The following is a 14,583-nucleotide window of genomic DNA, read 5'->3' as shown; positions in this document are numbered from 1 at the left end:
CACTGGGGAGGCGCACACGGTGACCGTGGACGCGGCATGTCCGTCTCGCAGGTTATCCCCGTGGGCCGTAGGACCCTAAATCACAGATCACACCGGAGCGGTGATACCTGTCACAGATCGCCTCACCGCGGAGCTGCGGGTTCGTGTGATCCGCCTAGGCGATCGCCTCTGTGGCGCGGCGTCTAGGGCACGGGCAGGGGCCGCTTCTCCAGTGCGGCCGCCATCACCTCCGGGAAGAGGTCGGGCGTACAGGCGAAGGCCGGGGCGCCGAGCGCGGCGAGGGCCGCGGCGTGTTCGCGGTCGTAGGCGGGGGCGCCCTCGTCCGACAGGGCGAGGAGGGCGACGAACTCGACCCCGGCCGCCTTCATGGCGGCCACCCGCTTGAGCATCTCGTCACGGATGCCGCCCTCGTAGAGATCACTGATCAGGACGACAACCGTGTCGGCAGGACGGGTGATCCTCGACTGGCAGTAGGCGAGGGCGCGGTTGATGTCGGTGCCGCCGCCGAGCTGGGTGCCGAAGAGGACGTCCACCGGATCGTCGAGCTGGTCGGTCAGGTCGACGACGGCCGTGTCGAAGACGACCAGACGGGTGGCGAGCGACCGCATGGAGGCCAGGACCGCCCCGAAGACGGAGGCGAAGACGACGGAGGCGGCCATCGAACCCGACTGGTCGATGCACAGCACCACCTCCTTCCTGACCGACCGCGCGGCCCGGGTGTGGCCGACGAGCCGCTCGGGCACGACGGTGCGGTACTCGGGGAGGTAGTTCTTGAGGTTCGCGCGGATCGTGCGGTCCCAGTCGATGTCCCGGTGACGCGGGCGGCTGGTCCGGGACGCGCGGTCGAGGGCGCCGGTGACGGTGGCACGGGTGCGGGCGGCGAGGCGCTTCTCCAGCTGTCCGACCACCGCGCGGACCACGGCCCGGGCCGTCTCCCGCGTGGTGTCGGGGAGGGCCTTGTTCAGCGAGAGGAGGGTCCCGACCAGGTGGACGTCCGGCTCGACGGCCTCCAGCATCTCCGGCTCCAGCAACAGCGTGGCCAGGCCGAGGCGCTCGATGGCGTCCCGCTGCATGACCTGGACGACCGGGGCGGGGAAGTACGAACGGATGTCGCCGAGCCAGCGGGCCACCCTGGGGGCGGAGCCGCCGAGACCGCCCGACCGCTCCTGTCCTCTGGCGCCCGCGCCGCCGCCTCCGTAGAGCGCGGCCAGGGCGCCGTCCATCGCCGCGTCCCGGCCGCTCAGCACCCGGCCGGTGCCGTCGGCCTCGCCTCCGCCGAGCACCATGCGCCAGCGTCGCAGCCGGTCGCCTCCGGCGGCTTCCCTGTCGGTCTCCGTCATCTGCCGATCCCCCTTGACTCGTGGACTCGCTGGACTCGTTGGACTCGTTGCCGTGCGCAAGGGGCCGCACCCTCGGTGTGCCGCTGCGCGGGGCCCTCTTTCCGGCCGCCCTTCACCCGTTCTCCAGAGCTCCGCCCCGGCCCCCGTCCACCCGCGCGCCACCGGCCGCCCCGCCGGCGTCCGGCGCACGGGGGCTCGCGGGCGTTGCCCCCTCGGCAGCGCCCGGCGGCAGCCGGGCGGGGAACGGGTGGAGGGGGGCGGGCACGGGAGCCGTGCCCCGTGCCGGGCGGCCAGGCCGAGGTCACGCCGCTCCAAGGAGCAGCCGCGCCACCTCCTCCGCCGCCGACGCGCGGGCCGGGTCCAGGGCCGGGCCGAAGCCCTCGGGGGCGGCGCCGGCCCCGGCCGCCGGGCGGCGGTGGCCCGGGGGGCGGCGGGCCAGTTCGCCCAGAGTCCGCTTCACGCCCGCCTCGTACGCGCCGAAGGTCCGGCGCAGCAGCGGGAGTACGTCGATGAAGGCCGTCTCCGGGACCGACACCAGCCAGGTGTCCACGAGTCCCAGCAGCCGCTCGTCGTGGACCAGGAGGATGCCTCCGCCGGAGCCGCCGCCGGCGAAGCCCTCGATCCAGCCCGCCGCGTCCGCCGGGGAGGCCGCCGGGGACAGGGCGAGACCCATCAGCCGGGCCGTCTCCTCGGGGCCGAGGCGCCCGTCGTCCAGCAGCAGCCGCACGGCCCGGCCGCGTATCAGCCCCGGGACGGTCTCCCGCCCGGCCAGCTTCCGCAGCACGGCCGACCAGCGCTCCCGCAGCCCGCCCTCCGCGTCGGCCAGCAGGGCCACCGCCCCGTGCACCCCGTCCAGGTGGCCGCGCAGCTCCGCCGCCGCGTCCGCGTCCAGCCCGGCCGCGCAGGCGGCCGGCAGGGCCACGCAGATCCGCTCGGCCAGCCCGGCGGCGACCGAGGCCAGTGCGGCCGAGTCGGTACCCCGTACGTCCCCGTACCGCAGGGAACGGGCCAGGGCGGGCAGCGCCTTGGCGAGCCGGGCCACATCGGTGTCCAGCGCCGCCAGGTCGGCCAGCGCCCGCAGCACGGCGGGCAGCGCCTGCGAGAGCCCGGCCAGCAGGCACCGCTCGGCCAGCGCCGTGACCTCCCCCAGCTCCCCCGCACGCGCCGCCTCCGCCTCGGCCTTGGCGGTGGCCGCCCCCGGCACGGTGGTGCCCCAGACGCCGGCCTCGGCGACCCGTACCGACAGCTCCGGCTCCCAGCGCAGCCGCCAGGTCTCGCGGAAGGTGCCCGTCCCGCTCCGGGAGGCCGTCGGCACGCCCCAGTCGACCCCGAGCATCCGCAGCCGGTGCAGCAGCAGGGACTTCGCCGCGTCCGTCTCCTTGCGCAGGTCCAGCTCCAGCTCCCGTTCCCGGGCCTCCGCCTTGAGCCGCAGCGAACGCTGCCGGCGGCTGAGGTCCCGCTGGAGCGGTACGGCGGGCGCCGCCTCCGGCACCTCCCCCAGCAGATCGCCCACGACCAGGCGGTCCTCGACCAGGGCGAGCGGCATCCCGGAGCCGTCGCACATCACGGCCCGTACCGCCTCCAGGGTCTCGGAGAGCCCGGGCACCGGCCGGCCCCGGACGGCGGCCAGGGTCTCGGCCAGCCGGACGGCCTCGATGACGTGGGCCGGGGAGACCTGCCGGTCCTCCTCCCGCAGCAGCCCCGCCACCTTGGTCAGCCACCGCTCCACCGGCCGGTCCGGGGAGGCGAAGAGGTGCGCGTACCAGCCGGGCGAGGAGATCCCCGCGCCGTACCCGCCGGCCCGGGCGAGCCTGCGGTGGGTCCAGGGCACCCAGGTGGTCTCGACCTTGGTCCGGGGCAGTCCGGCGAGCAGCGCCCGGTCCCCGGCGACGGTGGCCTTGGCGCGCAGCGCCGGGACGTGCCAGGCGCCGCACACCACGGCGTAGTCCTCGCCGAACTCCCGGCGGGCGGCCCGCGTCCGCTGCCGCATGTGGGCCTCGCGGACCAGGTCGCGGGGCCGGCCGCCGTCCCCGTAGGTCTCGCGCAGGGCGCCCATGGCCTCCGCGAGGGCCTCGAAGGGGGCCAGCGGATCCCGTGTCCCGGCGGTGGTCCGGTGCTCGACCACGTCCTCCCACCACTGCTCCGCGTCCTCGTAGCCGGCGCTCTCCGCGAGGACGGCGAGCGGATCCACCGGCAGCGGACCCGGCTCCTCCTCCTCGGCGGGCGCGGCCAGCGTGTGGGCGGCGGGGAGGTCGATGAAGCGGACGGGGACCTGCCGGGCCTGGGCCCAGCGGAGGGCGACCCACTCGGGGGAGAACGCGGCCAGCGGCCAGAACGCGGCCCGGGCCGGATCGTCCGCCGCGTGCGCGAGCAGGGCGACGGGCGGGCGCATCCCCGGCTCGGCGGCCAGGCCCAGCAGCGCGTCCCCCTCGGGCGGCCCCTCGATCAGCACGGCCCGGGGCTGCGCATGGTCGAGGGCGGTCCGCACCGCCCGCGCCGAGCCCGGGCCGTGGTGGCGGACGCCGAGCAGCAGCGGCCCGGCGGCTCCCGGGCTCATGCCGTCACCTCCCGGCAGGCGCGGTAGAAGTCCTTCCACCCCTCGCGCTCGCGGACGACCGCCTCCAGGTACTCCTGCCAGACGACCCGGTCGGCGGCCGGGTCGCGGACGACGGCCCCGAGGATCCCCGCGGCCACGTCGGAGGGGCGCAGGACGCCGTCCCCGAAGTGCGCGGCGAGGGCGAGGCCGCCGGTGACCACGGAGATGGCCTCGGCGGTGGACAGGGTGCCGCTGGGCGACTTCACCTTGGTGCGGCCGTCGTCGGTGACCCCGTCGCGCAGCTCGCGGAAGACGGTGACGACGCGGCGGATCTCCTCCAGCCCCTCGGGGACGGCCGGCAGGTCCAGGGCGCGGCCCATCTGGTCGACCCTTCGGGCGACGATGTCCACCTCGGCCTCGGTGGTGGCGGGCAGCGGCAGGACGACGGTGTTGAAGCGGCGGCGCAGGGCGCTGGACAGCTCGTTGACCCCGCGGTCGCGGTCGTTGGCGGTGGCGATGAGGTTGAAGCCGCGCACGGCCTGGACCTCCTCGCCGAGCTCCGGTATCGGCAGGGTCTTCTCGGACAGGACGGTGATGAGGGTGTCCTGGACGTCGGCGGGGATGCGGGTGAGCTCCTCGACGCGGGCGGTCATGCCCTGGGCCATGGCCCGCATGACGGGGCTGGGGACGAGGGCCTCGCGGCTCGGGCCGTGGGCGAGGAGGCGGGCGTAGTTCCAGCCGTAGCGGATGGCCTCCTCGGGGGTGCCGGCGGTCCCCTGGACCAGCAGGGTGGAGTCGCCGCTGACGGCGGCGGCCAGGTGCTCGGAGACCCAGGTCTTGGCGGTGCCGGGGACGCCGAGCAGGAGGAGGGCGCGGTCGGTCGCGAGGGTGGTGACGGCGACCTCGACGATCCGGCGCGGCCCGACGTACTTGGGTGTGACGACCGTGCCGTCGGGGAGCGTGCCGCCCTGGAGGTAGGTGGCCACGGCCCAGGGGGAGAGCCGCCAGCGGGCCGGGCGGGGCCGGTCGTCGGCGGCTTCCAGGGCTTTCAGTTCCTGCGCGAAGGCGTCTTCGGCATGCGGTCGCAGTGCCTCGCCGGCGGTGCCGTTCCCGTGCGTGCTCATGGTCCCCCTCCAATGCTGCGCAGCCGCTCCCGACTGCTGCGTCCACCGTGCACCATGCCACTGACAACACCCCCTGGACGGAGCGTCGTTGCAGGTCAGAGTGATTGTCAGTGGGGGTCTCTACGGTGGGTGACATGACTGAGCAGGGGGTCCGCTGGACGGCGGAACAGGTACTGGCTCTGGCTCCTGACGACGCGTCACGCAAGGCGGGGGCCAAGCTGGGCGGGGCGGGGCCGTGGTCGCAGACCGGAGGTTCCGCTTCCGGTGCGGTGTGGGGTCTGTGCAAGGGCAGCGGCGCGACGCCGTACCGGACGGTCGTCGACCTGGCGGGGCCCGCGTACCAGTGCTCCTGCCCGAGCCGGAAGTTCCCGTGCAAGCACGCCCTGGGGCTGCTGCTGCTCTGGTCGGCGCACGGGCTGGGCGAACCGGCCGGGGCGCCGGACTGGGCGGCGGACTGGCTGGCGCGGCGCGCGGCGAGACCGGCCCGGACGGCGTCCGGACCGGCGGACGCGGAGGCCGCCCGCAAGCGGGCCGAACGGCGCGCCGAGCGGATCGGCGCGGGCGTCACCGAGCTGGAGCGCCGCCTCGCGGACCTGCTGCGCGGCGGGCTCGCCGGGCAGGAGCAGGCGGGGTACGCGCCCTGGGAGGAGACCGCGGCCCGGATGGTCGACGCCCAGGCGCCCGGACTGGCCGCGCGGCTGCGGGAGTTGGGGACAATACCCGGTTGCGGCCCCGGCTGGCCCGCCAGGATGCTTGAGGAGTTCGCGCTGCTGCACCTGCTCGACCGGGCCTGGCTGGGGGTGTCCGGGCTGCCGGAGCCGCTGGCCGCGACCGTCCGCAACCGGGTGGGGCTGCCGTCCTCGGCGCAGGGGGAGACCGTCCGGGACCGCTGGCTCGTACTCGCCCAGTACGACTCGGTGTCCCCGGACGGCCGCCTCACCACCCGCCGGATATGGCTGCGCGGGCTGGAGAGCGGACGGCCGGCGCTGGTGCTGGACTTCGGACCGCCCGGGAGGGCGCCGGGGCTGGCGCTGCCCGTCGGACTGGTGCTGGAGGCGGAAGCCCGCTTCCGGCCCGGGACGGCGGGGATCCGGGCGGACCTGGGGGACCGTACCGCGGCCGCGGCGGCGGACACCCGGGCTCCGGCTCCGGCCGGGGTCAGCACCGGTGAGGCCCTGGACGCCTATGGGGCCGCGCTGCGGGAGGACCCCTGGCTGGACTCCTGGCCGGTGGTCCTGGGGCCCGTGATCCCGATACCGGGGGACGGGGCCGGCGCGGCCTGGCAGCTCGCCGACGCGCAGGGCACGGGCGCGCTGCCGCTGGTGTCCGGCGGGGGCCGCTCGCGGTCCGCGCCGTGGCAGCTGGCCGCCCTCTCGGGAGGCGGTCCGGTCACGGTGTTCGGCGAGTGCGGCCACCGTGGCTTCACCGCCCTGACCGCCTGGCAACCCGGCTCGTCCGAGCCGGTGCCGCTGCTCTGAGGGCGGGGGCGGCCAACCGAAAACGCAGGGGGCCTGGGGGGATCCATGCCGTCTCGCAGAACGACACGACCGACATGGAGGACGCGCGGGCGCGGGGGCGCCGGCGCGCGGACGAGAAGCCGGGGGGCTTTCATGAACGACAACCACGCCAGCTGAGCACGGCCGTGCCGGCACATCCGAGGCTCCGGTCCCGTGGAGGGGACGGGACCGGAGCCCGGGCCGGCACGACGACCACGAACGGCAGACGACCGGTGGGCACTGACGAGGGAGGGGTCGGATGGGCAACGCCGACGAGGGATACGCGGAAGCGGACTGGGAGGAGCTGGTCACCGCCGCGCTGCTGGGCACCGAGCGGCGGGGCGGGACGCCGGAGGCGCTGCTCGACGCGGCGGCCGTGCGGACGCTGCGCCGCCGCGCCGGGCTGCGGCCCGCACCGGCGGCCCGGCTTCCGGAGCCCGCACCGCGAGATCCGCGCCCCGAGCCGCCGGAGGCCGCCCGGCGCCGGCTCGCGCACCTGCTGGCGGGCCGCGCGAACGCGGGCGGCGCCGGGCGGCGGGGGGCCGCACCGGATCTGACGGAGCTGCTCCCGCAGTGGCTGGCCGCCGCCGGGCGGCACGGCTACCGGGCGCCGTCCGCGCTGGTCCCGGCGCTGCTGGACGCGGCCCGGGCCCGCACCGACCTGCGCCCCCACGCGCTGGCCCTGGCCGGGGCGCGGGGGCGCTGGCTGGCCCGGCTGAATCCGGAGTGGCGGTTCGCGCTGCGCGGCGCGGCGGGCGGCGGCGGGGAACTGCCCGACCCCGCCGACCGGGAGGCCGTGGCCCGGCTCTGGGAGGAGGGCCTGTTCGCCGAGCGGGTCGCCCTGCTGGGCGCCGTACGGGCCGATGACGCGGCGGCCGCGACCCGGCTTCTGGCCACCACCTGGGCCACCGAGCGCGCCGAGGACCGGCTGATGTTCCTCGACTCGCTGCGGGCGGGGCTGTCGATGGCCGACGAGCCCTTCCTGGAGGCGGCGCTGGGCGACCGCAGCCGCACCGTACGGGCGACCGCCGCGGAACTGCTGTCCGCGCTGCCGGAGTCGGCCCTGGCCGGACGCATGGCGGAGCGGGCGCTGGCCTGCGTGGGCCCGGAGGCGGTGGAGCCGCCGGCGGAGTGCGACGCGGGGATGCTGCGCGACGGGGTGGTCAAGCGGCCGCCCGCGGGGCGCGGGGAGCGGGCGTGGTGGCTGGGCCAGGTGGTGGAGGCGGCTCCGCTGTCCTGCTGGCGCGAGCGGTTCGGGGGCCTGGACCCCGAGGAGATCGTGGCGCTGCCGGTGGCCGGGGGCTGGGCGGAGGAGATACACGCCGCCTGGTGCCGGGCCGCGGTGCGGCAGCGGGACGCGCAGTGGTCGAAGGCGCTGCTGGGCGCGGCGTCCGCACCGCCGGCGGCGGGGCCGGGCACGGCGTCGCTCGCGGAGCGGGCCAAGCTGCTGGAGACCCTGCCGGAGGGGGAACGGGCCGAGTGGGTCGCTCAGTTCGTCCGGGCGCACGGGCTGTCGGAGGCGTTCCAGCTGCTCGGGGTCTGCCGGGTGCCGTGGGCGGGGGCGCTGGGCCGGGCCGTGGTCGACGCGCTGGACGCGGCGCGGGTCGCCGGGGGCTATCCGTGGAGTTTCAGCGGGGTGATGGGGCTGGCGGAGCGTTGCCTCGATCCCGCGGAGGCGGGGCGGGTGGAGGGGCTCGTGGGTGCGGAGCGGCCGGGTGAGGCCGGGGCCGGGGCCGGGGCGTACTGGGGGGAGGCGTTTCAGCGGCTGGGGGCTACGTTGCGGGTGCGGGCCGCCATGCTGTCGGAACTGGCCCCGGGGGCTTGACCGGGGCTGCCGTGGTCCGGCCGCCGACCGCCGTCCGCGGGTGGTGGGGGGGCCGCTGCGCGGTGCCGGCCCCCGCCCCGCCCTTTCACCGTGTCCCGGGGGCTCCGCCCCCAGACCCCCGCGCCTCAAACGCCGGCGGGGCTACAAGTAGCCCCGCCGGCGCGTTCGTCAGGGCTGGCGGACGTGGGTGTTGACCCAGTCGACGATGGCCGTCGTGGTGGCGCCCGGGGTGAAGATCTCGGCTACGCCCTTGTCCTTGAGGGGGGCGATGTCGTCCTCCGGGATGATGCCGCCGCCGAAGACCTTGATGTCCTCCGCGTCGCGCTCCTTCAGGAGCTCCAGCACGCGGGCGAACAGCGTGTTGTGGGCGCCCGAGAGGATCGACAGGCCGATCGCGTCGGCGTCCTCCTGGATCGCGGTGTCCACGATCTGCTCGGGGGTCTGGTGCAGGCCCGTGTAGATGACCTCCATGCCCGCGTCCCGCAGCGCCCGCGCGATCACCTTGGCCCCGCGGTCGTGGCCGTCGAGACCCGGCTTGGCCACCACCACACGGATCGGACCGGTCACACCCATCGCACTGCCTCCCGAGTGAACGAACGTTAAGTACAGCATTGCGCACCGCACCGTTTCACGGTCAACGGGGAGGGGGAAATCACACGTGGGACGCCGTTGATTCACCTCGCCCAGTCGCCCCGCCACCGCGCCGACAGCCGCACGGCACGGTGGCGGGGCCACGTCGGCAGCCGGCACGGCCCCCTACCCAAGAGGTCCAGGGGAGGCCGTCGATGGGGCTGACGATCGCACCGCTGCCCGTCCCGCGCTCGGGAGCCGCCCTGCGCGCCGCGGTCGTCGAGGCGGTGGTCCTCGCCGGGCACATGCTCCTCTACGCGGGTGGAGTCCGGGAGGAGCGGCGGGACGAGCGGCCGGTCCGGGCCGGCCCCGAGCAGCTGCCGCCCGTGCTCCTGCTGCACGGGTTCACCGACAACCGGTCGGTGTTCGTGCTGCTGCGGCGCGCCCTCGGTGCGGGGGGCCGGCGGCGCGTGGAGACGTACAACTACTCCCCCCTCACCCTCGACCTGCGCGTCACCGCCCAGCACCTCGCCCGGCGGGTCGAGGAGCTGTGCGAGCGCAGCGGGCAGGACCGGGTGGACCTCGTCGGGCACAGCCTGGGCGGGCTGGTCGGGCGGTACTACGTCCAGCGGCTCGGCGGTGACGCCCGCGTGCGGACCCTGGTCACCCTCGGCACCCCGCACGGCGGGACCCGCGTCGCGCCCTTCATGGACGCCCACCCCCTGGTCCGCCAGATGCGGCCGGACTCCCCGGTGATGGCCGAGCTGCGCGCGCCCGCGCCCGGCTGCCGGACCCGGTGCGTGGCCTTCTGGAGCAGGTTCGACGCGCTGATGGCCCCCACCGGCACGGCCAGGATCGAGCACCCGGACCTGGACGCGACGAACGTCGAGGTCACCGGAATCGGACATCTGGCCCTCCCCGTGCACCCCGCCGTCATCGCCGCGGTGCGACGCGTCCTCGACGGCCCCCTGCGCGCCGCCGACAGCGGAGCCGATGGCGCCGCCGACCGCGACACCGCACGGGAGGGCAGGCGCGATCCCCGGTCCGATGGAACCGGGGAGGAGGGGATGGCCGTCTGAGCCCGCGGAGGATTCCGGGGCGGGAGGGGCGGGAGGAGCACACATGGGCGGGGAGGCGGGCCCCGCGGCACGGCGCGGGGTGCTGGCGCCGGTGCTGGCGAACCTGGCCCTCGGCGTGCCCGCCATCGTGCCGTTCCACCTGGGCTGGTGGACGCTGACGGAGTACCTGCCCATGGACTGCCACAGCACGGCCGACCTGGCCAGACCCGACCTGGGCCACTGCGACTTCCACACCCTCGACCACTCCACGGCGGTGCTGTTCCTGCTGGTCGTCACCGGTGTGCTGCTGGTCGGCGCGGTGTTCGTCGTGGACGCCGTCCTGCCGCCGCGGGCGCGCCGCGGGACGTGGCTGCGGTCGGCCGCGCTGGTGCCGGTCCCGTTCGCGCTGCTCCTCGCGTTCGCCTACAACACCGGATGACCCGGGGTCGAACGAATTTCGAACTCAAGGCCAAGGGTCGGTGTTTCAGGGACCGAAAGACGGCCGAATGCCCGGTTCCCCCGAGGACGAAACCCGCGGAAGATTGTCGAGGCGAGTAACCGCCGGGTACAGTCACGCCACTGCTCTCCTCCGGTGAACCTTGAGTTCCCCGGCCACCCAGGCCCCCCACTGCCGAGGCGAAAGAGAAGTTGGTGAACGACCGCCCGACGTCGGGCCAGTACCCCGAAACGGAGTACGACGGCCTTTCCACCACCACTTTCGCTGGTGACCAACCCTATGTTTCCTACGAAACGCAGGGTCAGGGCTATCAGTACGTCACGGACTACGCCGCTTCCGGCAGTTACGGGACCTACGACGCCTACGGGGCCCACCCGTCGTCCCCCGCCGATACCGGCGCCTACGACACCACCGCGTGGACCGGGCAGCAGCAGCCCTACCTCTCCACCGTCCCGGCCCAGGCCACCCCCGAGCAGCAGACCGGGCAGTGGGACTTCTCCGGATACGGCGACGGATACGGCAACGGGTACGAGCAGCAGTACGGGTACGAGCAGGGGCAGGACAACGGCGGGTACGAAGCCACGACCGTCGTGCCGGTGTTCACCGAAGCCGACGACGAGACCTCCGTCTTCGAACCCCTCGACCTCTCCTTCACCACCGAGGACGACGAGCCGCAGTTCATCGACGCCGTCCACGACCTGCCCACCCAGGCGATGCCCCTCACCTCCGCCCCCTCCGAACCGCGCGCCTCGCGCCGGGCGGGGAGCGCCAAGTCGGGCAGCGCCAAGTCAGGCAGCCCCAAGTCGGGCAGTGCCAAGACGAGCAGCGCCAAGTCGGGCAGCTCCCGGCGCCGTACGCCGGCCAAGCGGTCCGCCCTGCTGACCGTGGCCGTGCCCTCCGCCTGCGTGATGGGCGTCGCGGGCATCGCCGCCGCCTCCGTCGGCGGGCTGACCGGCGGTGACAAGCCGTCCGAGGACACGACGACGATGGCGGCCCCCGACCCGTCCTCGGTGAAGCCGGTCGCGGCGAACGACAAGCTCGACACCCAGCTGGCCGCCCTCAGCGCCGACGCCGGCGACTTCGCCGACCGCGCGAGCCGCACCCAGGAGCGGATCGACCTCAAGCAGCGCCAGGAAGAAGAGAAGAAGAAGCGGGCCGAGGAGGCGGCGGCCAAGGAGGCGGCCCGTCCGAAGTTCGCGATCCCGGTGGCCCAGCACGGTCTGAGCGCCATGTTCGGCCAGGCCGGCGGCATGTGGATGTCCGTCCACACCGGCATCGACTTCCCGGTCTCCTACGGGACCCCGGTCATGGCCGCCACCGACGGCACCATGCGCACCCAGTGGAACAGCGCCTACGGCAACATGGCCATCCTGACCTCCCCCGACGGAACCGAGACCTGGTACTGCCACCTCAGCAGCACCAAGATCCGGTCCGGGCAGGTCAAGGCCGGTGACGTCATCGCGTACTCCGGCAACTCGGGCAACTCCACCGGCCCGCACCTCCACTTCGAGGTACGGCCCGGCGGCGGCTCCGCCATCGACCCCCTGGCGTGGCTGCGCAACCACGGCCTGGACCCGACGTAGAGCCCAGGCCCCCTGCGGCTACAGCTTCTGCACCGGCGCGTAGCGCAGGAGCAGCCGCTTCGGCTTGTCGTCGCCGAAGTCGATGGTGGCCTGCGCGTCCGCGCCGGCTCCCCGGACCTCCATGACGGTGCCCAGCCCGAACTGGTCGTGCGTGACCCGGTCCCCGACGGCCAGCGCGATGACCGGCTTGTCGGCGGCGCGTCGCGTCGCGAACCCGGACGGCCCGGAGGAGCGGGAGCGCGAGGACGACAGGAACGCCTCGGGCGAGGTCCCGAACGAGGACTTCCCCGCACCCGAGGACGACGAGCCGTAGCCGGAGCCGCGCATCGGGCCGGCCGGCTTCTGGGCGGCGCCCGTCCGCTTCCACTGGAGGTACTCGGCCGGGATCTCCTCCAGGAACCGCGAGGGCGGGTTGTACGAGGGGGTGCCCCAGGCGCTGCGCATGCTGGAGCGGGTCAGGTACAGCCGCTCGCGGGCGCGGGTGATGCCCACGTAGGCGAGGCGGCGCTCCTCCTCCAGTTCCTTGGTCTGGCCCAGCGCGCGCATGTGCGGGAAGACCCCGTCCTCCATGCCGGTCAGGAAGACCACCGGGAACTCTAGGCCCTTGGCGGTGTGCAGGGTCATCAGGGTGATGACGCCCGTGCCCTCGGTGTCCTCGTCGGGGATCTGGTCGGAGTCCGCGACGAGCGCGACCTGCTCCAGGAACTCGGCCAGCGTGCCCGGGTTGTCCTCGTCCCGGGCCTGCTCGAACTCGAGGGCGACGGCCGCCAGCTCCTGGAGGTTCTCGATCCGCGTCTCGTCCTGCGGGTCGGTCGACGCCTGGAGCTCGGCGAGGTAGCCCGTACGCTCCAACACCGCCTCCAGCACCACCGCCGGGCCGGCGCCGGAGTCGACGATCGTGCGCAGCTCCTCCATCAGCGTGTTGAACCGCTTGACGGCGTTGGTGGAGCGGGCGGCCATGCCGAACGCCTCGTCCACCCGGCGCAGGGCCTGCGGGAAGGTGATCTTCTCGCGGTGGGCGAGGGCGTCGATCATCGCCTCGGCCCGCTCGCCGATGCCGCGCTTGGGCACGTTCAGGATGCGGCGCAGCGGGACGTTGTCCTCGGGGTTGGCCAGGACGCGCAGGTAGGCCAGGACGTCCCGGACCTCCTTGCGCTCGTAGAAGCGGACGCCGCCGACGACCTTGTAGGGCAGGCCGACGCGGATGAAGATCTCCTCGAACACGCGGGACTGGGCGTTGGTCCGGTAGAAGATCGCCACGTCGCCGGCCTTGGCCTCGCCGGCGTCCGTCAGCCGGTCGATCTCGTCGGCGACGAACTGGGCCTCGTCGTGCTCGGTGTCGGCGACGTAGCCGGTGATGGAGGCGCCGCTGCCGGCCTGGGTCCACAGGTTCTTCGCGCGGCGGTTCTCGTTGCGCTCGATGACGGCGTTGGCGGCGGAGAGGATCGTCTGCGTGGAGCGGTAGTTCTGCTCCAGCAGGATCGTCGTGGCGTCCTTGTAGTCCTCCTCGAACTGGAGGATGTTGCGGATGGTCGCCCCGCGGAAGGCGTAGATCGACTGGTCGGCGTCGCCCACCACGCAGAGTTCGGCGGGGGGCAGGTCCGGGTAGCCGGGGCCGACCAGCTCGCGCACGAGGGTGTACTGGGCGTGGTTGGTGTCCTGGTACTCGTCCACCAGGACGTGGCGGAAGCGGCGCCGGTAGTGCTCGGCCACGTCCGGGAACGCCTGGAGGAGGTGGACGGTGGTCATGATGATGTCGTCGAAGTCGAGGGCGTTGGCCTCGCGCAGCCGGCCCTGGTACATCGCGTACGCCTGGGCGAGGGTCTTCTCGAAGCCGTCGGTCGCCTGCGCGGCGAAGGCGTCCTCGTCGATGAGCTCGTTCTTGAGGTTGGAGACCTTGGCGTTGAAGGACTTCGGCGGGAACTTCTTCGGGTCCAGGTCCAGGTCGCGGCAGACGAGCGCCATCAGGCGCTTGGAGTCGGCGGCGTCGTAGATCGAGAACGAGGAGGTGAAGCCGAGCCGCTTGGACTCGCGGCGCAGGATGCGCACGCAGGCGCTGTGGAAGGTGGAGACCCACATGGCGTTCGCGCGCGGGCCGACCAGGGCCTCGACGCGCTCCTTCATCTCGGCGGCCGCCTTGTTGGTGAAGGTGATCGCCAGGATCTGGCCGGGGTGGACGTGCCGCGCGGACAGCAGGTGGCCGATGCGGTGGGTCAGCACCCGGGTCTTGCCGGAGCCGGCGCCGGCGACGATGAGCAGCGGGGAGCCCGCGTGCACCACGGCGGCGGCCTGCTGCTCGTTCAGCCCGTCCAGGAGCGTCGCCGGATCGATGACGGGCCGGGGGGCGCCGTTGCGGTAGTACGCGTCCCCGCTCATGGGCACGTCGAAGCGGCCGCCGAACAGATCGTCCGTCCCCTCTTCGGGGGCGTGGTGCTCCTCGGGCGGCGGCGGGACCTCGTCGGAGGGGGTGAGGTCGGCCAGGAAGCTGTCGTCAAAGAGGCTGCTCATCGCCATCCGAGTCTAGGGGGCGGGACCGACAGCCGGTCCCGCCCCCGGAAAATCGGCGGGAACGGGCGCCCCGTACGCTCGGCGGC

The 14,583-nt window shown here is 74.5% G+C and carries 10 protein-coding genes; 5 read left to right on the top strand and 5 right to left on the bottom strand.

Annotated features, from left to right (window positions below; all coding sequences use genetic code 11):
• Positions 1-182 precede the first annotated feature (182 nt).
• From ABZ716_RS10670 to ABZ716_RS10660, 3 genes are all read right to left on the bottom strand, one after another.
• The gene (locus tag ABZ716_RS10670) at positions 183-1,340 is read right to left on the bottom strand and encodes a VWA domain-containing protein (RefSeq protein WP_358958085.1); all 1,158 of its coding nucleotides are present in this window, start codon (positions 1,338-1,340) and stop codon (positions 183-185) included.
• A 301-nt stretch (positions 1,341-1,641) separates the two neighbouring features.
• Positions 1,642-3,897: a DUF5682 family protein gene (locus tag ABZ716_RS10665; protein WP_358958083.1), complete on the bottom strand. Its 2,256-nt coding sequence runs from the start codon at positions 3,895-3,897 to the stop codon at positions 1,642-1,644.
• Positions 3,894-5,000 carry an AAA family ATPase gene (locus tag ABZ716_RS10660; protein ID WP_358812833.1) on the bottom strand — a complete coding sequence of 369 codons (1,107 nt, stop codon included), beginning with the start codon at positions 4,998-5,000 and terminating at the stop codon, positions 3,894-3,896. Before ABZ716_RS10660 ends, ABZ716_RS10665 begins: the two co-directional genes overlap by 4 nt.
• Before the next feature lie 134 nt (positions 5,001-5,134).
• On the opposite strand from ABZ716_RS10660, the gene ABZ716_RS10655 reads away from it, so the two are divergent.
• Both ABZ716_RS10655 and ABZ716_RS10650 read left to right on the top strand, forming a co-directional pair.
• Entirely contained in the window at positions 5,135-6,478 is a 1,344-nt protein-coding gene (locus ABZ716_RS10655; protein ID WP_358958081.1) for an SWIM zinc finger family protein, read from the top strand.
• A 277-nt stretch (positions 6,479-6,755) separates the two neighbouring features.
• The gene (locus tag ABZ716_RS10650) at positions 6,756-8,321 is read left to right on the top strand and encodes a DUF5691 domain-containing protein (RefSeq protein WP_358958079.1); all 1,566 of its coding nucleotides are present in this window, start codon (positions 6,756-6,758) and stop codon (positions 8,319-8,321) included.
• A gap of 168 nt (positions 8,322-8,489) precedes the next feature.
• Here the strand turns inward: ABZ716_RS10650 and ABZ716_RS10645 are convergent, their stop codons facing one another.
• The gene (locus ABZ716_RS10645; protein ID WP_358812830.1) at positions 8,490-8,894 is read right to left on the bottom strand and encodes a cobalamin B12-binding domain-containing protein; all 405 of its coding nucleotides are present in this window, start codon (positions 8,892-8,894) and stop codon (positions 8,490-8,492) included.
• Between the two features lie 212 nt (positions 8,895-9,106).
• Here ABZ716_RS10645 and ABZ716_RS10640 point away from each other — a divergent pair, with 212 nt between their 5' ends.
• The 3 genes from ABZ716_RS10640 to ABZ716_RS10630 all read left to right on the top strand — a co-directional run bounded on the left by ABZ716_RS10640 (position 9,107) and on the right by ABZ716_RS10630 (position 11,989).
• The gene (locus ABZ716_RS10640; RefSeq protein ID WP_358958076.1) at positions 9,107-9,970 is read left to right on the top strand and encodes an alpha/beta fold hydrolase; all 864 of its coding nucleotides are present in this window, start codon (positions 9,107-9,109) and stop codon (positions 9,968-9,970) included.
• 43 nt (positions 9,971-10,013) lie between these two features.
• Positions 10,014-10,388: a hypothetical protein gene (locus ABZ716_RS10635; RefSeq protein ID WP_358958074.1), complete on the top strand. Its 375-nt coding sequence runs from the start codon at positions 10,014-10,016 to the stop codon at positions 10,386-10,388.
• A gap of 212 nt (positions 10,389-10,600) precedes the next feature.
• Positions 10,601-11,989: a M23 family metallopeptidase gene (locus ABZ716_RS10630; RefSeq protein WP_358958072.1), complete on the top strand. Its 1,389-nt coding sequence runs from the start codon at positions 10,601-10,603 to the stop codon at positions 11,987-11,989.
• 18 nt (positions 11,990-12,007) lie between these two features.
• Here ABZ716_RS10630 and pcrA read toward each other — a convergent pair whose 3' ends face one another.
• Positions 12,008-14,497: a DNA helicase PcrA gene (pcrA, locus tag ABZ716_RS10625; RefSeq protein WP_358812826.1), complete on the bottom strand. Its 2,490-nt coding sequence runs from the start codon at positions 14,495-14,497 to the stop codon at positions 12,008-12,010.
• Positions 14,498-14,583: the final 86 nt, after the last annotated feature.

It is taken from the genome of Streptomyces sp. NPDC006687, from assembly GCF_040636215.1.
In the GTDB taxonomy this organism is placed as follows: Bacteria; Actinomycetota; Actinomycetes; order Streptomycetales; family Streptomycetaceae; genus Streptomyces.
The sequence above is the reverse complement of the archived record's forward strand: the minus strand, read 5'-3'. Positions and strand labels throughout refer to the sequence as shown.

What these genes read in the sequence shown, in the direction of transcription:
- ABZ716_RS10670 (WP_358958085.1), bottom strand. Translation starts at nt 1,340, where the DNA reads ATGACGGAGACCGACAGGGAAGCCGCCGGAGGCGACCGGCTGCGACGC.
- ABZ716_RS10665 (WP_358958083.1), bottom strand. Translation starts at nt 3,897, where the DNA reads ATGAGCCCGGGAGCCGCCGGGCCGCTGCTGCTCGGCGTCCGCCACCAC.
- ABZ716_RS10660 (WP_358812833.1), bottom strand. Translation starts at nt 5,000, where the DNA reads ATGAGCACGCACGGGAACGGCACCGCCGGCGAGGCACTGCGACCGCAT.
- ABZ716_RS10655 (WP_358958081.1), top strand. Translation starts at nt 5,135, where the DNA reads ATGACTGAGCAGGGGGTCCGCTGGACGGCGGAACAGGTACTGGCTCTG.
- ABZ716_RS10650 (WP_358958079.1), top strand. Translation starts at nt 6,756, where the DNA reads ATGGGCAACGCCGACGAGGGATACGCGGAAGCGGACTGGGAGGAGCTG.
- ABZ716_RS10645 (WP_358812830.1), bottom strand. Translation starts at nt 8,894, where the DNA reads ATGGGTGTGACCGGTCCGATCCGTGTGGTGGTGGCCAAGCCGGGTCTC.
- ABZ716_RS10640 (WP_358958076.1), top strand. Translation starts at nt 9,107, where the DNA reads ATGGGGCTGACGATCGCACCGCTGCCCGTCCCGCGCTCGGGAGCCGCC.
- ABZ716_RS10635 (WP_358958074.1), top strand. Translation starts at nt 10,014, where the DNA reads ATGGGCGGGGAGGCGGGCCCCGCGGCACGGCGCGGGGTGCTGGCGCCG.
- pcrA (WP_358812826.1), bottom strand. Translation starts at nt 14,497, where the DNA reads ATGAGCAGCCTCTTTGACGACAGCTTCCTGGCCGACCTCACCCCCTCC.